We start from the raw sequence: 19,455 nt of genomic DNA, 5'->3' as shown, positions 1-19,455 counted from the left end.
CGAGCGGCGCCGTGAGGGTGCCGCCACGAGCGGAGGAGCGAGCCGTGAAGTACATGATCCTGCTCTACGGGTCCCAGCAGGCCTACGACGCGATGGCCGGGCGCCCGGGCGACGGTCCGGCGATGTCACCGGAGGACCTCGCGGCGATGCACGAGTACATGCGGTCCTTCCACCAGAAGCTCGTCGACTCCGGGGAGTTCGTCGACGCCCGCGGCCTCACCGCCCCCGTCCTCGCCCGCCGCGTGCAGTTGCGCGGCGGCGTCGCGGCCGTCACCGACGGGCCCTACCCGGAGACGCAGGAGGTGCTCGCCGGCTACACGATCGTCGACTGCGCGAGCCTCGACCGGGCCGTCGAGATCGCCGCGGGGCTGGTGAACCCGGACGTCCCCGGGGAGTACGTCGACGTCCGGCCCGTCCTGGAGGACGTCGCCGAGCTGGAGGTCTGAGACCGTGTCCGCGGACCTGCTGCGCACGCTGGCGCCGCAGGTCCTCGGCGCGGTCGTCCGGCGGTTCGGGCACTTCGACACCGCGGAGGACGCCGTGCAGGAGGCACTGCTGGCCGCCACCCGGCAGTGGCCCGTCGACGGTGTCCCCGACGACCCGAGGGCCTGGCTGATCACGGTGGCCGCGCGCCGGCTCACCGACCTGCTGCGCAGCGAGGCGGCCCGGCGGCGGCGCGAGGAGGCCGACGCCCGGCTCGTCGTCGCGCCGGGCCCCGTCGTCGACGCGGACGACACGCTCGTGCTGCTGTTCCTGTGCTGCCATCCCGCGCTGTCCCCGGCGTCGCAGATCGCGCTGACGCTGCGCGCCGTCGGCGGTCTCACGACGGCCGAGATCGCCCGGGCGTTCCTCGTGCCGGAGTCGACGATGACGCGGCGGATCACGCGGGCGAAGCGGGCCGTCGCCGGGCAGTCGTTCGGGATGCCGGCCGACGCGGGACGCCTCGACGCCGTCCTGCACGTGCTCTACCTGGTGTTCAACGAGGGCTACGCGGCGACGGCCGGCCCGCACCTGCAGCGCGCGGAGCTCGCGGCCGAGGCAATCCGGCTCTCCCGGGTCGTACACCGCCTGCTCCCCGACGACGCCGAGGTGGCCGGGCTGCTCGCACTCATGCTGCTCACCGACGCCCGCCGCCCGGCGCGGACCGCCCCGGACGGATCGCCGGTCCCGATGGCCGAGCAGGACCGCGCGCTGTGGGACGCCGACCGCATCGCCGAGGGCGTGCGCCTGGTCAGCGCGGCACTCCCCCGCGGCCCCGTCGGGCCGTACCAGCTGCAGGCGGCGATCGCGGCCGTGCACGACGAGGCCCCGGACGCCGCGTCGACCGACTGGCCGCAGATCATCGAGCTCTACGGGGTGCTGCTGCGGGTCACCGACACCCCACTGGTGCGGCTCAACCGCGCCGTCGCCGTCAGCATGGTCGACGGTCCGCGAGCCGGTCTGGCCCTCGTCGACGGGCTCCCGCTCGACGACGACCACCGCCTGCACGCCGTCCGTGCGCACCTCCTGGAGACCGCGGGCGAGGCCGACGGAGCCCGCGCGGCCTACCTGCGCGCGGCCCGGCTGACGCCCAGCCTCCCGCAGCAGCGGTACCTGCACGGGCGCGCCGCCCGCCTCTGATCCCGCCCGGGGACGGCTCCGACGTGCGGTGGGGCCGCGGCGTCGGTCGACCCCTTGGGCCGCGGTACCCCACGCGCGTAACGTCGGTCACAGGCAGAGGAGGCCCATGTGACGCTGTTCGTCGCCCAGGAGACCGGTACCGAGGACAACCCCTACCTGCTCGGGATCCACGCCCCCGTCCGCGACGAGATCACCGCCGAGGACCTCGAGGTGATCGGCGAGATCCCGCGCGACCTCAACGGCGTGTACCTGCGCAACGGCCCCAACCGCCGCTACGACGCTCCCGGTCGCTACCACTGGTTCGACGGCGACGGCATGGTGCACGCGATGTCGTTCGAGAACGGGACGGCGCGCTACCGCAACCGTTACGTCCGGACGAAGGCACTGTCGACGGAGGAGGCGGCCGGGCACGCGCTGTGGAGCGGGGTCATGGAGCCGCCACGGGGCAACCCCGTCGGCACCGCGCGCGGCCTGCCGTTCAAGGACAGCGCCAACACCGACCTCGTCCACCACGACGGTCGCGTGCTCGCCACGTGGTACCTGTGCGGGCAGCCGATGAGCCTCGACCCGCTGTCGCTGGAGACGATCGGCGCCGAGGACTTCCTCGGCACGCTGCGCGGGGACGTGATGGCGCACCCGAAGTCCGACGAGCGCACCGGCGAGCTGATGTGGTTCGACTACGGCGCCCGCGACCCCCTGCTGCGCTACGGCGTCGTCGGCGCGTCGGGGCGCATCGAGCACGAGGTGGCGATCGACCTGCCCGGCCCGCGGCTGCCCCACGACATGGCGATCACGGAGAACTTCTCGATCCTCATGGACCTGCCGCTCGTGCAGGACCGGGACGCCGCGCGGCAGGGCCGCTACAAGCTGCACTTCGACCGGGAGACCCCGTCGCGGTTCGCGGTGATCCCCCGCCGCGGTACGGACGTCCGGTGGTTCACCGCGGAGCCCTGCTACATCTACCACGTCGTCAACGCGTTCGAGGAGGGCCGCACGATCGTCCTCGACGTCTGCCGCGTCACCCGCCCGGAACCGCAGCCGACCCGCCCGGGCCCGCTGGGGAAGCTGCTCGGCTACCTGCGCCTCGACGCCCGCCTGCACCGCTACGTGTTCGACCTCGACACCGGCACCAGCACCGAGACCCAGCTCGACGACGCCAACACCGAGTTCCCCTCCATCGACGCGCGGATGACGGGCCGACCGGCCCGCTACGCCTACAACGTGCACATCGCCGACACCGAGACCGTCCTGTTCGACGGGCTGCTGCGCTACGACCGCGTCACCGGCGAGCGCCAGGACCACCGCTTCGGGCCCGGTCGCTACGGCAGCGAGGCCCCCTTCGCCCCCCGCGACGGCTCGACCGGGGAGGACGACGGCTACCTGGTGTCGTTCGTGACCGACGAGCGCACCGGGCGCAGCGAGGTGGAGATCCTCGACGCGTCCGACCTGACCGCGGGCCCGGTCGCCCGCGTGCTGCTGCCGCAACGGGTACCGGTCGGCTTCCACGCCACCTGGGTACGGGCCGACCAGCTCCGGACCCCCTCGTGAGCGGAGCGGCGGGCCCTGGCGACCGTCTCCGCGCACGGGTGCCGCAGGCGCACCGGCACCCCCCGGAGCGGATCGCGGAGTACGTGGCCGCCGGCTGGTGGCACGACGACGCGGCCTGGACCTGGGACGCCCTGTTCCGCGCCCGCGTCTCCGAGCGCGGCGACGCGGTGGCCGTGGTGGACCCGGCCAACCGGGAGTCCCTGCTCGGCTCGCCGCCGCGGCGGCCGACCTGGGTGGAGCTCGACGCCGAGGTCGACGCGCTGGCCGCCGTGCTGGCGGCCCGCGGCATCGGGCCGGGTGCGGTCGTCGGCACGCAGCTGCCCAACACCGTCGAGCTGGTGGTGGCCTACCTCGCCGTCACCCGGCTCGGGGCGGTCGTCTCGCCGTTCCCGATGCCGTGGCGCGAGCACGAGCTGGCCCCGCTCGGTGCGTCGGCCGGGCTGCGCGCCGTCGTGACGGTCGGCTCGTTCGGCGACCGCCGGCACGCCGCGGAGGCCCGGGCGTCGGCGGACGGCTGGCCCGGTGACGTCGCCGTGCTCGCCTGGGGCCCGGACCTGCCCGCGGGCGTCGAGTCGCTGGACGGGCTGCCGGCCGCCACCGTGCCGCGCCTGAAGCAGCACCCCGCCGACGTCGTCACGCTGTGCTGGACGTCGGGCACCGAGGCCACGCCGAAGGGCGTGCCCCGCTGCGCCAACAGCTGGACGGTGATCGGGCGGGGCTGCGCCGCTGCCCCGGGCCTGACCGCCGCCGACGTGATCCTCAGCCCGTTCCCGCTGGTCAACATGGCCGGCTTCGGCGGGATCTTCGTGCCGTGGCTGCTGACCGGTGCCACGCTCGTCCAGCACCATCCGTTCGACCTGCCGACCTACCTGCGGCAGATCGCCACCGAACGCGTGACGTACACGCTGGCGCCGCCCGCGCTGCTCACCGGCATGCTGCGCGCGCCCGGGCTGCTGGACGCGGCCGACCTGTCCTCGCTCCGGGTCGTCGGGTCGGGTTCCGCCCCGCTGTCCGGCGCCCTGATCCGCGAGTGGCGCGACCGCTTCGGCATCGAGGTCACCAACTTCTTCGGCTCCAACGAAGGCATCCCGCTGATCTCCGACCAGCTCACCGTGCCCGACCCCGACGCCCGCGCCGCCTACTTCCCCTGGTTCGGCGGGCCCGGCCGCACCTGGCCCAACCCGGCGAGCGCCGGGGTCTGCACGCGGCTGGTCGACCTCACCACCGGCGAGGACGTCACCGAGCCGGGGCGTCCGGGCGAGCTGCGGGTGGCCGGTCCGACCATCATGTCGGGCTACTGGGGCGGGGCCGGCGACCCGTTCGACGACCAGGGCTTCTACCGCTCCGGCGACGTCTTCGCGATCGCCGACGACGACCCCACGCTGCTGCGCTACGTCGACCGCGCCCGTGACATCGTCGTGCGCGGCGGCATGAACATCTCCCCCGCCGAACTGGAGGCGTTGATCGTGTCGCACCCGGCCGTCGCGGAGGTCGCCGTCGTCGGGGTGCCGGACGAGGTGCTCGGGGAGCGCACGGCCGCGGTCGTCGTGCTCGCGCCGGACACCGCGGCCCCCACCCTGGACGATCTGGTGGCGATGCTGCGTGAGCGGAAGGTCGCGTCCTACAAGCTGCCCGAGCGCCTGGCCGTCGTCGACGCGCTGCCGCGCAACCCGCTCGGCAAGGTCCTGAAGCGGGAGCTGCGCACGTGGCTGAGCTCTCCGTAGCGCTCGGCCTCTGGCAGGACCGGCCGTCGATCGAGGCGGTGGAGACCGCGCGCGCCGCCGACGGGTGCGGCTACGCCCGGCTCTGGATCGGTGAGATGGCCACCTACGACGCGTTCGCACTCGGCGCTGCGCTGCCCGGCCGGATCCCGCTGGTGCTGGGGCCGTTCGCGGTGGCCGTCCGCACGCCGGTGCAGATCGCGATCGGTGCCGCGACGGTCGCGGAGCTGACCGGACGGACCGTGGAGGTCGCGATCGGGTCGTCGAGCCCGGTGGTGGTCGGCGGGTGGCACGGCCGCCCGTCCCCGAGCCCGGCCCGGGCGCTCGCCGAGACCGCGCAGTCGCTGCGGACGCTGCTCGACGGCGGCCGTGCCGACGTCGACGGGGAGGCGGTCCGCACCCGCGGCTACCGCCTGCGCGCACCCGCCCCCGGGGGCCCGATCACGGTCGCCGCGTTCGGGCCCGCCGCGGTGCGGGCCGCCGCGCGGCACGCCGACCGGATGGTGCTCAACCTGCTCACCCCCACCTCCGCCGCCCGGTTGGTCGACGCGATGCGCGCGGCCGTCCCACCCGGTCGGGCGGTGCCGCGGACGGCCGCCTGGGTCACCGCCGCCGTCGATCCCGACGAGGCCGCACTCGCCCAGCTCCGCCGCGGCGTCGTCGGCTACCTCGCGGCGCCGGGCTACGGCGAGGTGTTCGCCGAGGCCGGGTTCGGCGACCTGGTGGCCTACGCCCGTACCCGCCCGAAACCCGCCGCCCTGCTCGCCGCGGTGCCCGACGAGCTGGTGGCGTGCGTCGGGGCGGTCGGCAGCGCGGAGCAGGTGCGGGAGCGCATCGCGGAGTACGGCGTGGACGAGGTGTGCCTGGTGCCGGTGTCGACCGACGCCGATCCGGCGGGTCGCGCCACGCTGGAGGCGCTGGCCCCGTGAGATGACACCTGGCCCTGCGCGGCCGGGCCCGCGCAGCACCAGCCGTCATCTCACCCACGGGGCGCCGTCCGTCTCGGGGACCTCCGGGTCGAGCGCAGCCGTCGACGGCGGCCTGCTCAGGCGTCGTCGTCCTGTGGCTCCGGGGCCGGCGCCCGGACCACCTCGACCGTGCCGTTCTCCAGGTCGATCGGTCCGAGCCGCCACTTCTGGCCGTCGCCGGACTCGCCGCCCTCGTCGCTGATCTCCGGACCAGGAAACAGACTCCCGAGCACTCCCATGGCCCCACGGTAACCGCGGGGCACGGCCCCCGCGGCTCAGGCCGTCGTGAGCGGGAGCAGCCTCGGCGGGGCGGTTCCTGCCGGCTCCAGGCGCGTCGGCGAGCCCACGTAGGTCGTCGTGCGCTGGCGCACCGGACGCCCGGCCGCGTGCGCGATCGCGGCCAGCTCCGTGACGGTGCGGGCGCTGCCGTTCTCCGACCCCGCCATCCGGCTGATCGTCTCCTCCATCAGCGTGCCGCCCATGTCGTCGGCGCCGCCGCGGAGGATGTCGGCGGACAGGTCGTCGCCGAGCTTCACCCACGAGCACTGGATGTGGTCGATCCGCCCGTGCAGGGCGAGCCGGGCGACGGCGTGCACGGCCCGGTTGTCGCGCTCGGTGGGTCCCGGACGGGCGAGCCCGGCCAGGTAGATCGGGGCGTTGTGGTGCACGAACGGCAGCGGGACGAACTCGGTGAAACCGCCGCTCTCGTCCTGCTGGCGGGCCAGGGTGCGCAGGTGCCCGAGCCAGTGCCGCGGCTCGTCGACGTGGCCGTACATCATCGTGGAGCTCGACGCGATGCCCAGCTCGTGCGCGGTGCCCACGACCTCCAACCACTGCGACGCCGGCAGCTTGCCCTTCGTGAGCACCCAGCGGACCTCGTCGTCGAGGATCTCCGCCGCGGTGCCGGGGATCGAGCCCAGCCCGGCGTCGCGCAGCTCGGTGAGCCACTCCTCGATCGACACCCCGGCCTTCGCCGCCGCCGACACGATCTCCATCGGCGAGAACGCGTGCACGTGCATCCCCGGCACGGCGGCCTTCACCGCACGCACGAGGTCGGCGTAGAAGGTGACGGGGAGCTGGGGGTCGATGCCGCCCTGCACGCACACCTCGGTGGCCCCGTCGGCCGCCGCCTCCACCGCGCGGGACGCGACCTCGTCGAGCGAGAGCCGGAACGCGTCGGCGTCGCGCTCGCGCTGGGCGAACGCGCAGAACCGGCAGCCGACGTAGCAGACGTTGGAGAAGTTGATGTTGCGGTTGATCACGTAGGTGACCTCGTCGCCGTTGACGTCGCGGCGGACGTCGTCGGCGAGGCGGGTGAGCTCCTCCAGCGCCGGGCCGTCGGCGAGGATCAGCGCCATCGCGGCGTCGTGGTGGGCCGGGTCGAGCAGCGCCGACGGGTCCGAGCCCGCCAGCGCGAGACCCGCCCGGACGTCGGAGTCGAGGCGCACGGGCGCGGCCTGCTGCGACGCGGCCAGCTCGTCCTTGAGGGCGTCCCAGTCGCCGTAGACCGACTCGAAGTCGCCGCGCCGGTCCTCGGTGCGGCCCTCGGTGTCGATCGAGGCGTTGAGGTCGGTGCGGCCGGTGGAGGCGAACCCGCCGTCGGGCTCCTGCCACGGACGCCCCGTCACGACCGCGCTCTCGTTCGCGAGCCCGTCGTCGCCGGAGAGGGCGGCGACGTGCGCGTGCAGCCGCGTGTCGATCCACGGCGAGCCCGCCCGCACGTACTTCGGGTAGACGGTGAGCCGCTCGCGCAGGGTGAACCCGGCCGCCTGCGACCGCGTGGCCAGCTCGTCGATCGCGGGCCACGGGCGCTCGGGGTTGACGTGGTCGGCGGTGACGGGCGAGACGCCGCCCCAGTCGTCGATGCCGGCGCGCAGCATCAGCGCGAACTCGTCGCCGACGAGGTTGGGCGGGGCCTGCACGTGCATCTTCGGCCCCAGCACGATGCGGGTGACGGCGATGGTGGCGGCGAGGTCGTCGAGGTCGGCGTCGGGGTCGTTGCGCATCGCGGTGTCCGGCTTCGCCCGGAAGTTCTGGACGATCACCTCCTGGATGTGCCCGGCCGCCCGCGACGCCGCCCGGATCGCGAAGATCGACTCGGCGCGCTCGGTGCGGTTCTCGCCGATCCCGATGAGGATCCCGGTCGTGAACGGCACGCCGACGCGCCCGGCGTCGGTGAGGGTGCGCAGCCGGACCGCGGGCTCCTTGTCGGGGCTGCCGTAGTGCGGGCCGCCGGGCTCGCTCCACAGCCGGGTCGCGGTGGTCTCCAGCATCATCCCCATCGACGGGGCGACGGGCTTGAGCCGCGTCAGCTCCTCCCAGGACAGGACGCCCGGGTTGAGGTGCGGCAGCAGCCCGGTCTCCTCGAGCACCGCGATCGCGCAGGCGCGGACGTAGTCGAGCGTGGAGTCGTAGCCGCGGGCGTCGAGCCACTCGCGGGCGGCGGGCCAGCGGGCCTCGGGGCGGTCGCCGAGGGTGAACAGCGCCTCCTTGCACCCCGCAGCCGCCCCGGCCCTGGCGATCTCCAGCACCTCGTCGCGCTCCAGGAACGCCGCGGGCAGCTTGTGCGGGACGGTGGCGAACGTGCAGTAGTGGCAGCGGTCCTGGCACAGGCGGGTGAGCGGGATGAACACCTTGCGCGAGTACGTGACGACGCCGGGGCGACCCTCCGCGGCCAGCCCGGCGTCGCGGATGCGGGAGGCGGCGGCGAGGAGCTCGTCGAGGTGCTCGCCGCGGGCCGCGAGCAGGACGGCGGCCTCGGTCACGTCGAGCAGGGCCCCGTCTCGGACCCGGCGCAGCGCGCGCCGGAGCGAGGCGTCGGTCGGTGCGGGTTCGGGGAGAGTCTGGGCCATGCCACGACAGTAGGTCGACTCCGGCCCGCGGTCGACAGCCGCCGGGCCGCGGTGTGCACTGGACCGGTGCGGCGGGGGCGGGGCAGGACGGTGATCACCGCCGTGTGGGCGGTGGGACTGGCCGTCGCGTGCGCCCCGGCCACGCCCCGGCCGGCCGCGAGCGTGCTCACCCCGCTGGTCGTCGTCCTGCACGGTCTCGGCGGCACCGGGGCCGACGCGCACGGCTACGGCTGGGACGCCGTCGACGGCGTCGCGGTGGCCTACCCCGACGGCGTCGGCGGATCGTGGAACGCGGGCGGCTGCTGCGGCCCGGCCCACGAGCGGGGCGTCGACGACGTGGCCCGGCTCGACGCGCTCGTCGCCCGGATGGTCGCCGAGGACGGCGTCGACCCCGACCGCGTGTACGCCGTCGGGTTCTCCAACGGCGCGATGATGGCCTACGCCTGGGCGTGCGGGTCGCACACGCTCGCCGGGATCGGGGTCGTGGGCGGGGCCCGGGTGGCACCCTGCCCCGATCCCGGGTCCGTCGCGGTGGTGGCCGTGCACGGCGACGCCGACCGGAGCGTCCGGATCGGCGGAGGCGTCGGCCCCCGCAGCGCCACCGGCTACGACTACCCCTCGTTCGACGAGTCGCTGGCCCCGTTCCCCGACGCGGAGCGGATCGTGCTGCCCGGCGTCGGGCACGAGTGGCGGCCCGGCACCGTCGACCTGCTGTGGGAGCGGCTGCGGACGGCGGTGCGGCCGGCCTGAGCGAGCGTCGGTCGGTCACACCTCGGGGGCCAGCGTCGAGGCCATCGACTCAGGGTAACCTCACCGACCCGGGGTCGAGATGAGTTCCGGACGCCCGGACGGTCTCACAACCATGGGAACCCTCGTCTACGCGATGAACATCTCCCTCGACGGCTACGTCGAGGACCCGGCCGGTGGCATCGGCTTCACCGTGCCCGACGAGGAGGTGCACCGCTTCGCCAACGAGCAGGCCCGGGAGACGTCGGTGTTCCTGTTCGGCCGTGGCCTCTACGAGGTGATGGAGGACTTCTGGACGGCGCCGGAGCGGGCCGACGGGGACGCGGTGGAGGCCGAGTTCGCGCACGCGTACGCCGCGACGCCGCGGATCGTGTTCTCCGACTCGCTGACCTCGGTCGCGCCCGGGTGCCGGCTGGTGCGCCGGACCGACACGGTCGACGAGGTGGCGCGGCTCAAGGCGGGGACCGACGGCGACCTGGCCGTCGGCGGTGCCGGTCTGGCCGCGTCACTGGTGGACCTGGTCGACGAGTTCCGCGCGACCGTCGTGCCGGCCTTCACCGGCGGCGGCACCCCGTACTTCCCGCTCGGCGTCGACCTGCGGCTGCGGCTGGTCGAACAGCGCACGTTCGGGTCGGGCACCGTGTACCTGCGCTACGCACGGATCCGCTGACGACGCTCAGGCCACGTCGGCGGGCCGCCCACCGGTGACGGCGACCAGTTCGTCGAAGGTGCTCGGGAAGACCGCGTGCGCGATGCCCCCGGCCGCCCACACCTCGTCGTACGCCGACAGGGCGCGGTCGACGAGAGTGCGCAGCGGGGCCGGGTGCCCGACCGGGGCGATCCCGCCGATCACCTGGCCGGTGGCCGCGTGCACGAACTCCGCCGACGCCCGGCTCACCTGCTGCGCACCGACGAGTGCCGCCACCTTCGCGGTGTCGACGCGGTGCGCGCCGGAGGTGAGCACCAGCACCGGCTCCCCGTCCGCGGAGAAGACGAGCGAGTTCGCGATCTGGCCGACCTCGACGCCGAGGGCGGCGGCTGCGGACGCCGCGGTCGTGACGGCGTCGGACAGGACCTGCAGCCGTGCGACGCGGGCCGGGTCGGCCCCGCCGGTGCGCAGGGCGGCGGTCACGAGCTCGACGTTGCGGTGCACGGACGTCATCCCGTCGGGCCCGCTCACGACGTCGCCAGCCGCGAGCCGGTGAGCTGGGAGGCGCCGTCGGCGGAGCTGAGCAGGCAGTAGACGTCCCGGTCCTGGAACGAGCCGCTGCCGCTGTCGCGGCCGAACTCCGCCTGCGACGGAAGCAGGGCGGTCACGACGACCCCCTCCCGGTCGGCGACCAGCCCGGAGTCGAAGCGCATGGCGCAGGCCGCCGCGGCGAACTCCGCCAGGCCGTCGGGGTAGGGCACGGCATCGGAGCTCGCGAACGTCTCGACGACGCCGAACACCTCCGCGGCGTGCGGGGAGTCACAGGACACGGTGGCGCTGCTCGCGATCTGCTGCCCGGGGTCGGGACGGACCTGCAGGCAGTAGAGGAACGAGACGTCGTAGACGCCGATGTCACCGCCCTCGCCGTAGGTCAGCGTGCGGACGTCCGGATCCCCCAGCCCCGCCAGCGCGAACCCGCCGACCAGCCCGCCGACGAGCCCGGCCACCAGTGCGACGGCGATCCCGATCAGCCACGGACGGACGCTGCGCCGCGGGGCGGACGCGAGCGGGGTCGTCGCGACGTCCGGGGCTGGGGCCTCGCCCGACGACGCCAGCAGCGCCTCGGCCTGCATCCCCGACAGCCGCGCCTGCGGCGACCGCTGCAGCAGCCCGGTGATCACCGACCCGAGCGGGCCACGGGTGCGCGTCGTGGGCAGGTCGCCGTGCAGGACGGCGGAGATCGTGGCGGCCGTCGTCTCGCGGTCGAACGGGCCGTGGCCCTGCACCGCGTGGAACAGCGTGGCACCGAGCGCCCACAGGTCACCCGCGGGCGACGCCGAACCGCTCTCGAGCCGCTCGGGCGACATGAACCCCGGCGACCCGATCAGCGACCCCGTCGTCGTCAGGCGGGGGTCCTCCGCGGCCTGGGCGATGCCGAAGTCGGTGAGCTTCACCCGGCCCCCCGCGGCGAGCATGACGTTGCTGGGCTTGACGTCGCGGTGCACGACCCCGCCCTCGTGCGCCACCCGCAGCGCCGCGAGGAGCTGGCGTGCGATCGCGGTGGCGTCGCGCTCGTCGAGCGGCCCGGACTCCGCGACGACCTGCGCCAGCGTCCGCGCCTCGATCAGCTCCATGACGATGTGGTCGACGCCCTCGTCGGTGACGACGTCATAGACGGTGACGATCCCGGGGTCGTTGAGCCGCCCCGCGGTCCGCGCCTCGCGCAGCAGCCGCTCGCGGAAGAGCTGCCGCTCCTGCGCGGGCAGCCCGGCGGGCAGGTGCAGCTCCTTGACGGCGACGTGCCGCCCCATGACGCGGTCCTCCGCGCGCCAGACGATGCCCATGCCGCCGCGGCCCAGCTCGGCCAGCACGACGTAGCGGCCGCCGATGACGCGCGTGGGCATCACGGTCCGTACACCACCGTCACCGGTGCGTGGTCCGACCAGCGCTCCGCGTGGCTCGGGGCCCGTTCCACGACGGCGGAGCGGGCGCGGGCGCCGAGGCCCGGCGTCGCGAGGTGGTGGTCGATGCGCCAGCCGGTGTCGTTGTCGAACGCGTGGCCGCGGTAGGACCACCACGAGTACGGCCCGTCGACGCCCGGGTGCTGCGCACGCACGACGTCGACCCAGCCGTCGCCGACCAGCGCGGCCAGCCACTCCCGCTCGTGCGGCAGGAACCCCGAGTTCCTGACGTTGCCGCGCCAGTTGCGGATGTCGGCCTCCGCCGGGGCGATGTTCCAGTCGCCGCAGACGAGCACCTCGCGGTCCTCGGCCGCGGCCTTCGCCCGCCGCAGCGCGAGGTAGGGCGCGAAGGAGGCGAGGAAGCGGTCCTTCTCGTCCTGCTTCGGCGTGCCGACGGTGCCGCTGGGCAGGTACAGCGACCCGACCGTGACGCCGGGGAGGTCGACCTCGAGGTAGCGGCCCGAGCCGGCGAACTCGTCGTCGTCGATGCCGGTGCGGACGGCGTCGGGCTCGGCGCGGGTGAGGACGGCGACCCCGCTGCGACCCTTCGCGGACAGGCACGGCGCGAACCGGGCGTGCCAGCCGTCGAACAGTCCGGCCGGCACCTCCTCGGGCTGCGCGCGCGTCTCCTGCAGGCAGACGACGTCGGCCGCGGTGCCCGCGAGCCACGTCGCGAGCCCCTTGACGGCGGCGGCCCGGATCCCGTTGACGTTGACCGAGGTGACGACGAGCAGCCCCGATTGATCCACCTGGGCAGAATCCCTCAGCCGCAGTCGGTGCCGGGCACGGGGGTCAGGTAGGTGTCCGAGACGAAGGTCCCGTCCTCCAGCGCACGGAAGCCGTCGGTGACGGTCCGGGTGCCGTCGACCAGCGTGCCGCGGGCCAGCGCACCGAGCAGCTCGGACTCCTCAGCGGGCCCCGCACGCACGTTGAGCTGGTCGGTCGTGACCTCCAGCTGACAGCCCGTGGACCCGTCGGCACCCGCCGTTCCCGCGCCGCGGTCGATCATCGCGAACACCGTGAGGACCACACCCAGGATGAGGACGAACGTCCAGCTGCGGTACGCCTCGACGCCCGGGCGCTTGAGGGCCGGACGCTTGATTCCCAGGGGCACCGACCCACGGTAGCCGCCCGGTGACGGCCCGGGCATCGCCCACGCAGGCGGGTTTTAACAGAACGGGCGTACGGTATAGCGTGGCGGCAACGTCCCCGCGTACCCGATCACCGAGGCAGGCGCAGAACCCGATGAAGGTCATCTACACCTACACCGACGAGGCACCGGCACTGGCGACGCACTCGCTGCTCCCGGTCGTCGAGGCGTTCCTGGGCAAGGCCGGCGTCGACGTCGAGACCCGCGACATCTCCCTCGCCGCCCGCGTGCTCGCCGCGTTCGGGCTGGTGCCCGACGCGCTCGCCGAGCTGGGCGAGCTGGCGACGACGCCCGAGGCGAACATCATCAAGCTGCCCAACGTGAGCGCGTCGATCCCGCAGCTCAAGGCCGCGATCGCCGAGCTGCAGAAGGCCGGCTTCGACGTCCCGGACTACCCGCACGACGCCTACGACGCCGTCAAGGGCAGCGCGGTCAACCCGGTGCTGCGCGAGGGCAACTCCGACCGCCGCGCGCCCGCGTCGGTCAAGGGCTTCGCGCAGGCCCACCCGCACTCGATGGGCGCCTGGTCCGCCGAGTCCGGCTCGCACGTCGTCACGATGGACGACGGCGACTTCCGGCACTCCGAGCGCTCGGTCACCCTCGACGCCGCCGACACGCTGCGCATCGAGCACGTCGCCGCCGACGGCACCGTCACCGTGCTCAAGGAGGAGCTCCCGGTGATCGCGGGCGAGATCGTCGACGCCGCGGTGATGCGCCGCGAGGCCCTCGACGCGTTCCTCGCCGCCCAGGTCGCCGACGCCCGTGAGCGCGGTGTCCTGTTCTCGGTGCACCTCAAGGCCACGATGATGAAGGTGTCGGACCCGATCCTGTTCGGGCACGCCGTCACCGCCTACTTCGCCGACGTGTTCGCGCAGTACGGCGACGACCTCGCCTCCGTCGGCGCCAACCCCAACGACGGCCTCGCCAGCGTGCTCACCGCGCTGGAGAAGCTCCCGGCCGCCACGCGCGAGTCGATCGAGAAGGCCATCACGGCCACCTACGAGTCGGGCCCGTCGGTCGCGATGGTCGACTCCGACCGCGGCATCACCAACCTGCACGTGCCCAGCGACGTCATCATCGACGCGTCGATGCCCGCCGCGATCCGCACGTCGGGGCAGATGTGGAACGCCGCGGGGAAGCTCCAGGACACCAAGTACGTCATCCCGGACTCCTCCTACGCCGCGCTCTACGCCGAGACGATCGACTTCTGCCGGGAGAACGGCGCCTTCGACCCCACGACGATGGGCACCACCCCCAACGTCGGCCTGATGGCGCAGAAGGCCGAGGAGTACGGCAGCCACGACAAGACCTTCGAGGTCGCGTCCGCGGGCACCGTCCAGGTCGTCGGGGCCGACAGCACCGTCCTGCTGTCGCAGACCGTCGAGGCCGGCGACATCTGGCGCGCCTGCCAGACCAAGGACGCCCCGATCCGCAACTGGGTCGAGCTGGCCGTCTCCCGCGCCCGCGCCACCGGCTCGCCCGCGGTCTTCTGGCTCGACGAGACCCGCGGCCACGACGCCGAGGTGCTCAAGAAGGTGCGCGCGCAGCTCGAGGAGCTCGACACCGACGGGCTGACGATCGAGGTCCTCGACGTCGCCGCCGCCACCCGCTACACCCTGGAGCGGGCGAAGCGCGGCGAGGACACCATCTCGGTCACCGGCAACGTGCTGCGCGACTACCTCACCGACCTGTTCCCGATCCTGGAGCTGGGCACCAGCGCCAAGATGCTCTCGATCGTGCCGCTGATGAACGGCGGCGGGCTGTTCGAGACCGGCGCGGGCGGGTCGGCCCCCAAGCACGTGCAGCAGCTCGTCAAGGAGAACCACCTGCGGTGGGACTCCCTCGGCGAGTTCCTCGCACTGGCCGTCTCGCTGGAGTTCCTGGCCGAGAAGACCGACAACCCGCGCGCCGGGCTGCTCGGCAAGGCCCTCGACGACGCCACCGGCAAGCTGCTGGAGAACGGGAAGTCGCCCTCGCGCAAGGTCGGCGAGATCGACAACCGCGGCAGCCACTACTACCTGGCGCTCTACTGGGCCCAGGCGCTCGCCGCGCAGACCGACGACGCCGAGCTCGCCGGCCTGTTCACCGACCTCGCCACCCGCCTGGCCGGTGACGAGGAGACGATCGTGGGCGAGCTGGCCGCGGTGCAGGGCGAGCCCGTCGACCTGGGCGGCTACTACCACGTGGACAAGGCGAAGGCCGACGCGATCATGCGTCCCAGCGCCACGTTCACCGCGGCCCTCACGGAGTTCTGACCACCGGCATGGGTGACGGGCGGGCCGCCACGCCCGAGGATCTGGGCCGGCTGCTCGTCGAGCGCGTCAACACCGGCGACGTGGAGGGGGCGGTCGCCCTCTACGAGCCCGACGCCGCTCTCGGCCGCCCCGGCGGCGGGACGGCCGTCGGGGCGGCCGAGATCCGCGAGGTCTACGCGTTGCTCGTGGAGGACGGCACGCGGCTGTCGCCCGGGCGGCCGCGGCCGACGGTGCGCCGGGGGAACCTGGCTCTGACGTCCACCGCCCGCGACGACGGCACCGTCACCTGCGAGGTGGCGCGGCGCCAACCCGGCGGGCACTGGCTGTGGGCGCTCGACCAGCCCGACGCGCGCGACTGACCCCGCGGCGGGTGTGCCGTCGACGCCCGGGTCGTGGCCGATCGTGCACATCGGATCGGCCGAGACGGTGGGCGTCTGCGGCACGCTCGGCGGTCAGGGGGTGCGGGGCTCGGCGGCGTAGTCGCCGGGCGTCACGCCGGTGACCGTGCGGAAGTCGCGGGTGAAGTGCGCCTGGTCGGCGTACCCGAGATCGGCGGACACGCGGGCGAGCGTGCCGGGACCGGTGCGCAGCCGGGCCGCGGCCTCCTGCAGGCGGCGGCGCTGGATCAGCCACTTCGGGTTCAACCCGAGGCGCCGGGCCAGCAGCCGCTGCAGTGTGCGGTCGCCGATGTCGAACTTCGCGCAGACCTGGCCCACCCGCCGCACCTCCGGGTCGCCCTCCACGTACTCGACGATCGCGTTGACCAGCCGGCCCTCGTCGTCGACGGGTGCGAGGCGCTCCAGCTCCCGCTCCAGGTGCGCGACGGCGGCGAGACGACCCGCGGCGTCCGGGGCCGGTCCCATCGCGGCCCGGACCCGTCCGGTCAGCCCGGACCCGTCGACGCCGGGGACCTCGGACAGGTCGACGTGGCGGTCGGTCAGCTCCGTGACCGCCCCGCCCCACACCAGCGAGCCGCCCGCGGGCTGCAGCATCGCCCCGACCGCCCATCCGGTGCCGCTCAGCTCGACGACCGACAACCCGGTCCGCACCCCGTAGAGCCGGGCGTAGGAGTCGGCCACGACGACCAGACACACGGGGTACTGCAGCACGCGCTGGCTCGACACGGTGCCGGGCGGCAGCGACCAGACCGGCACCCAGTAGCGGCGCACCAGGTCGGCGAGCCCGGGCCCGGGCGCGTAGCGGTGCACCGGGGGGCTGAAGCCGGTGGCGTCGCGCAGGTGGGCGTGCTCCACGGGGTCGATCGGGCGCGGCTCCTCCACACCCCCATCCTCCCCGCCGAGTCCGCCGCTCGCGTCCGGGGTGTTGGCCGAAGGGCGTACGCGATCGGCGAAGACGGTGCGCGCCGACGGCACACTCGCGGTGGGCGGTAAACCGGTTGCGGGCGGTCGTAACGTGGACTGACGTGCTCGCGCCCTACCCGCAGCTCGTGATCGCCGCATTCCGCCGCTTCGCCACCTACCGTCAGGCCGCCCTCGCGGGCCTGACCACCAACGTCGTCTTCGGGCTGCTGCGCGCCGCCGTGCTGGTCGCCGTGCTGGACCAGCGCCCGGTCGTGGCCGGGTACGACGTGGCCGCGGCGGTCACGTTCGTCTGGCTCGGGCAGGGGCTGCTCACCGTCGTCCTGCTGTGGGGCGACAGCGAGCTGTCCACCCGGATCCGCACCGGCGACGTCGTGATCGACCTGGGCCGTCCGTGGGACCTGCAGGCCGCGCTGCTCGCCACCGACCTGGGACGCGCCGGGTTCGCCGTGCTGTCCCGGCTCGTGCCGCCGATGGTCTTCGGCGCGCTGCTGTTCCCCATCCGCTGGCCCGAGCGGCCCGCCACCTGGGTGTTCTTCGCCGTGGCCGCGCTGCTCGGGGTGGTCGTCAGCTTCGGCGTGCGGTTCCTGCTCAACGCCAGCGCGTTCTGGCTGCTCGACGCGCGCGGCGTCCTCGCCGTGTGGGGCGTGGTCGGCGGGGTGCTGTCCGGGCTGGTGGTCCCGCTGGCCTGGTTCCCCGGGTGGGCGCGCTCGGCTCTGGCGTTCACGCCCGCACCGTCGCTGTTCCAGACCCCGATCGACGTCTTCCTGGAGCGCGGCGATCCGCTGGGCGCGCTCGCCGGGCAGGCCTTCTGGGCGGTGCTGCTGCTCGCCGTCGGCCGGGTCGTGCTGCACCGGGGATCGCGACGGCTGGTGGTGCAGGGTGGCTGACACCGGCACCGCGGTCCACCGTCGCATCATCGCCTCCCGGATCCGCAGCCAGCTCGCCTACCGCACCTCGTTCGCGCTCGACGTCGTCGCGCAGCTGATCGGGCAGAGCATCGAGCTGGTGGCGATCCTCGTCGTGTTCACGCAGGTCACGAGCCTAGGTGGGTTCGACCGCAACGAGGTCGTGCTGATGTACGCCCTCGCCGCCACCGCGTTCGGGATCGCCGACCTGTCCGTCGGCCAGGTCGAGGAGCTGCCGAACCTCATCCGCACCGGGGAGCTCGACGTCCTGCTGCTGCGCCCGCTCGGCACGCTCGCCCAGATCCTGTCCGCCGACGTCGCCCTCAAGCGCCTGGGTAGGGTCGCCGCCGGGCTCGCCGCCCTGGCCTACGCCCTGGCCACCAGCGGGATCGAATGGACGCCCGTGCGGGTGCTCGTCGCGGTGACCGCGCCCCTGACCGGCGCGGTGATCTTCGCGGCGGTCTGGGTGGCGGCCAACACGGTGTCGTTCTGGGTGGTCGACGGCCGGGAGGTCGCCAACTCCGTCACCTACGGCTCGAACTTCGCCACCTCCTACCCGATCACCGTGTACGGGCCGTGGCTGCGCCGGATCCTGTGCTTCGCGGTGCCCGGCGCGTTCGTCGCCTACTTCCCGGCGCTCGCGCTGCTGGGCCGGCCGGATCCGCTCGGGTTCCCGGTGGCGCTGCAGTACGCCTCGCCGCTCGTCGCCGCGCTCGCGGTGGGCGGGGCGGCACTCGTCTGGCGGACCGGGGTCCGCCGCTACCAGGGAACGGGATCATGATCATCCGCACAGAGGGGCTCGGCCGGGAGTTCCGCGTGCGCCGCGCCCGGATCACCGCCGTCGCCGACGTGACGCTCGACGTCGCCCGCGGGGAGGCCGTCGGCTTCCTCGGACCCAACGGCGCGGGCAAGTCGACGACGATCAAGATGCTGACCGGCGTGCTGGTGCCCAGCTCGGGGACCGCGCGGGTGTGCGGGCTCGACCCGGTGCGTGAGCGGAAGGCGCTGGCGCGGCGGATCGGCGTGGTGTTCGGACAGCGCAGCCAGCTGTGGTGGGACCTGCCGCTCGCCGAGAGCTTCGCGCTGCACGGCGCGATCCACCGCGTGCCGGCCGCGCAGCACCGGGAACGGCTCGACGAGTGCGTCGAGCTGCTCGACATGGCCGCGTTCCTCGGCACGCCGGTCCGCCAGCTCTCGCTCGGGCAGCGGATGCGCGGCGAGGTCACGGCCGCCCTGTTGCACTCCCCCGAGCTCCTCGTCCTCGACGAGCCGACGATCGGTCTCGACCTCGCCAGCAAGGAGCGGCTGCGCACGTTCCTGTCCGCGGTGAACGCCCGCGGCGACGTGACGCTGCTGCTCACCACGCACGACCTGCCCGACGTCGAGCGGCTGTGCCGGCGCGTCGTCGTCATCGACCGGGGGCGCGTCCTCGTCGACGACGACCTCACGACGCTGCGGCGCCGCTTCGCCGGGCACCGCACGCTGGTCGTCGAGCTGGTGGAACCCGCGGGTCCGCTGCAGGGGCTGGCCGGGGTCGTCGGCGTCGCCGTCGAGGCGCAGGGGCTGCGCCAGCGCCTGGAGTTCACCGACGCCACCACGGCGGCGGCGCTGATCGCCGAGGTGGCGCGCCGGGTGGAGCTCCGCGACGTCACCGTGGACGAGCCGTCGATCGAGGACCTGGTGCGGACGCTGTACGCCTCGTGACAGGTGTCATCGATCCCCGTGATCGTCGGGACTGCCGCGGGCCGCCCCCGGGT

General features: G+C 74.2%; 19 protein-coding genes. 12 read left to right on the top strand and 7 right to left on the bottom strand.

Annotation, left to right across the window (positions count from 1 at the left end):
- Positions 1 to 53 precede the first annotated feature (53 nt).
- The 5 genes from I4I81_RS28870 to I4I81_RS28850 all read left to right on the top strand — a co-directional run bounded on the left by I4I81_RS28870 (position 54) and on the right by I4I81_RS28850 (position 5,818).
- Positions 54 to 446 (top strand): YciI family protein, encoded by a 393-nt coding sequence (locus tag I4I81_RS28870; RefSeq protein ID WP_225926372.1) that lies wholly within the window; start codon positions 54 to 56, stop codon positions 444 to 446.
- 4 nt (positions 447 to 450) lie between these two features.
- On the top strand, positions 451 to 1,620 hold the full coding sequence (locus I4I81_RS28865; RefSeq protein ID WP_218601478.1) for an RNA polymerase sigma factor: 1,170 nt from the start codon (positions 451 to 453) through the stop codon (positions 1,618 to 1,620).
- Between the two features lie 108 nt (positions 1,621 to 1,728).
- On the top strand, positions 1,729 to 3,168 hold the full coding sequence (locus tag I4I81_RS28860; protein ID WP_218601477.1) for a carotenoid oxygenase family protein: 1,440 nt from the start codon (positions 1,729 to 1,731) through the stop codon (positions 3,166 to 3,168).
- 38 nt (positions 3,169 to 3,206) lie between these two features.
- Positions 3,207 to 4,892: a class I adenylate-forming enzyme family protein gene (locus tag I4I81_RS28855; protein ID WP_218601476.1), complete on the top strand. Its 1,686-nt coding sequence runs from the start codon at positions 3,207 to 3,209 to the stop codon at positions 4,890 to 4,892.
- On the top strand, positions 4,874 to 5,818 hold the full coding sequence (locus I4I81_RS28850; protein WP_218601475.1) for an LLM class F420-dependent oxidoreductase: 945 nt from the start codon (positions 4,874 to 4,876) through the stop codon (positions 5,816 to 5,818). The genes I4I81_RS28855 and I4I81_RS28850 overlap by 19 nt, the downstream gene beginning before the upstream one ends.
- A gap of 116 nt (positions 5,819 to 5,934) precedes the next feature.
- Here the strand turns inward: I4I81_RS28850 and I4I81_RS28845 are convergent, their stop codons facing one another.
- Positions 5,935 to 6,096, bottom strand: coding sequence for a hypothetical protein (locus I4I81_RS28845; RefSeq protein ID WP_218601474.1), 162 nt, complete (start codon positions 6,094 to 6,096; stop codon positions 5,935 to 5,937).
- A gap of 36 nt (positions 6,097 to 6,132) precedes the next feature.
- Positions 6,133 to 8,709 (bottom strand): bifunctional FO biosynthesis protein CofGH, encoded by a 2,577-nt coding sequence (locus tag I4I81_RS28840; protein WP_218601473.1) that lies wholly within the window; start codon positions 8,707 to 8,709, stop codon positions 6,133 to 6,135.
- A gap of 90 nt (positions 8,710 to 8,799) precedes the next feature.
- On the opposite strand from I4I81_RS28840, the gene I4I81_RS28835 reads away from it, so the two are divergent.
- Both I4I81_RS28835 and I4I81_RS28830 read left to right on the top strand, forming a co-directional pair.
- Positions 8,800 to 9,459 carry a CE1 family esterase gene (locus I4I81_RS28835; RefSeq protein ID WP_218601472.1) on the top strand — a complete coding sequence of 220 codons (660 nt, stop codon included), beginning with the start codon at positions 8,800 to 8,802 and terminating at the stop codon, positions 9,457 to 9,459.
- Between the two features lie 112 nt (positions 9,460 to 9,571).
- Positions 9,572 to 10,126 (top strand): dihydrofolate reductase family protein, encoded by a 555-nt coding sequence (locus I4I81_RS28830; protein ID WP_218601471.1) that lies wholly within the window; start codon positions 9,572 to 9,574, stop codon positions 10,124 to 10,126.
- Positions 10,127 to 10,132: 6 nt separating this feature from the next.
- On the opposite strand, the gene I4I81_RS28825 is transcribed toward I4I81_RS28830, so the two are convergent.
- Genes I4I81_RS28825 through I4I81_RS28810 form a run of 4 tightly spaced genes read right to left on the bottom strand, consistent with a single transcriptional unit; the run spans position 10,133 to position 13,180 of the window.
- Entirely contained in the window at positions 10,133 to 10,618 is a 486-nt protein-coding gene (locus tag I4I81_RS28825) for a YbaK/EbsC family protein (RefSeq protein WP_218601483.1), read from the bottom strand.
- 14 nt (positions 10,619 to 10,632) lie between these two features.
- Positions 10,633 to 12,009, bottom strand: coding sequence for a serine/threonine-protein kinase (locus I4I81_RS28820; protein ID WP_218601470.1), 1,377 nt, complete (start codon positions 12,007 to 12,009; stop codon positions 10,633 to 10,635).
- Positions 12,009 to 12,800 (bottom strand): exodeoxyribonuclease III, encoded by a 792-nt coding sequence (locus I4I81_RS28815; protein WP_218601482.1) that lies wholly within the window; start codon positions 12,798 to 12,800, stop codon positions 12,009 to 12,011. The genes I4I81_RS28820 and I4I81_RS28815 overlap by 1 nt, the downstream gene beginning before the upstream one ends.
- Before the next feature lie 29 nt (positions 12,801 to 12,829).
- The gene (locus I4I81_RS28810; RefSeq protein WP_218601469.1) at positions 12,830 to 13,180 is read right to left on the bottom strand and encodes an SH3 domain-containing protein; all 351 of its coding nucleotides are present in this window, start codon (positions 13,178 to 13,180) and stop codon (positions 12,830 to 12,832) included.
- Between the two features lie 131 nt (positions 13,181 to 13,311).
- On the opposite strand from I4I81_RS28810, the gene I4I81_RS28805 reads away from it, so the two are divergent.
- Positions 13,312 to 15,471: an NADP-dependent isocitrate dehydrogenase gene (locus I4I81_RS28805; RefSeq protein WP_218601468.1), complete on the top strand. Its 2,160-nt coding sequence runs from the start codon at positions 13,312 to 13,314 to the stop codon at positions 15,469 to 15,471.
- Between the two features lie 8 nt (positions 15,472 to 15,479).
- The gene (locus I4I81_RS28800; protein WP_218601467.1) at positions 15,480 to 15,830 is read left to right on the top strand and encodes a YybH family protein; all 351 of its coding nucleotides are present in this window, start codon (positions 15,480 to 15,482) and stop codon (positions 15,828 to 15,830) included.
- Positions 15,831 to 15,923: 93 nt separating this feature from the next.
- On the opposite strand, the gene I4I81_RS28795 is transcribed toward I4I81_RS28800, so the two are convergent.
- Positions 15,924 to 16,751 carry a helix-turn-helix domain-containing protein gene (locus tag I4I81_RS28795; RefSeq protein WP_218601466.1) on the bottom strand — a complete coding sequence of 276 codons (828 nt, stop codon included), beginning with the start codon at positions 16,749 to 16,751 and terminating at the stop codon, positions 15,924 to 15,926.
- Between the two features lie 143 nt (positions 16,752 to 16,894).
- Between I4I81_RS28795 and I4I81_RS28790 the strand changes: the two genes are divergently transcribed.
- From I4I81_RS28790 to I4I81_RS28780, 3 genes are read left to right on the top strand one after another with little or no spacing between them, the layout of a single operon-like run.
- A complete protein-coding gene (locus I4I81_RS28790; RefSeq protein ID WP_218601465.1) occupies positions 16,895 to 17,680 on the top strand; it encodes an ABC transporter permease in 786 nt (261 codons plus the stop codon).
- Complete coding sequence (locus I4I81_RS28785; protein ID WP_218601464.1) at positions 17,673 to 18,479, top strand: ABC transporter permease; 807 nt, start codon at positions 17,673 to 17,675, stop codon at positions 18,477 to 18,479. Before I4I81_RS28790 ends, I4I81_RS28785 begins: the two co-directional genes overlap by 8 nt.
- Positions 18,476 to 19,402: an ABC transporter ATP-binding protein gene (locus tag I4I81_RS28780; protein WP_218601463.1), complete on the top strand. Its 927-nt coding sequence runs from the start codon at positions 18,476 to 18,478 to the stop codon at positions 19,400 to 19,402. The genes I4I81_RS28785 and I4I81_RS28780 overlap by 4 nt, the downstream gene beginning before the upstream one ends.
- Positions 19,403 to 19,455: the final 53 nt, after the last annotated feature.

The organism is Pseudonocardia abyssalis, from assembly GCF_019263705.2.
Classification (GTDB): Bacteria; Actinomycetota; Actinomycetes; order Mycobacteriales; family Pseudonocardiaceae; genus Pseudonocardia; species Pseudonocardia abyssalis.
This window is presented reverse-complemented; position numbering and strand designations above follow the sequence as displayed.

Coding starts and splice junctions, on each gene's coding strand:
- I4I81_RS28840 (WP_218601473.1), bottom strand. CDS start 8,709: ATGGCCCAGACTCTCCCCGAACCCGCACCGACCGACGCCTCGCTCCGG.
- I4I81_RS28780 (WP_218601463.1), top strand. CDS start 18,476: ATGATCATCCGCACAGAGGGGCTCGGCCGGGAGTTCCGCGTGCGCCGC.
- I4I81_RS28805 (WP_218601468.1), top strand. CDS start 13,312: ATGAAGGTCATCTACACCTACACCGACGAGGCACCGGCACTGGCGACG.
- I4I81_RS28825 (WP_218601483.1), bottom strand. CDS start 10,618: ATGACGTCCGTGCACCGCAACGTCGAGCTCGTGACCGCCGCCCTGCGC.
- I4I81_RS28830 (WP_218601471.1), top strand. CDS start 9,572: ATGGGAACCCTCGTCTACGCGATGAACATCTCCCTCGACGGCTACGTC.
- I4I81_RS28820 (WP_218601470.1), bottom strand. CDS start 12,009: ATGCCCACGCGCGTCATCGGCGGCCGCTACGTCGTGCTGGCCGAGCTG.
- I4I81_RS28870 (WP_225926372.1), top strand. CDS start 54: ATGATCCTGCTCTACGGGTCCCAGCAGGCCTACGACGCGATGGCCGGG.
- I4I81_RS28800 (WP_218601467.1), top strand. CDS start 15,480: ATGGGTGACGGGCGGGCCGCCACGCCCGAGGATCTGGGCCGGCTGCTC.
- I4I81_RS28845 (WP_218601474.1), bottom strand. CDS start 6,096: ATGGGAGTGCTCGGGAGTCTGTTTCCTGGTCCGGAGATCAGCGACGAG.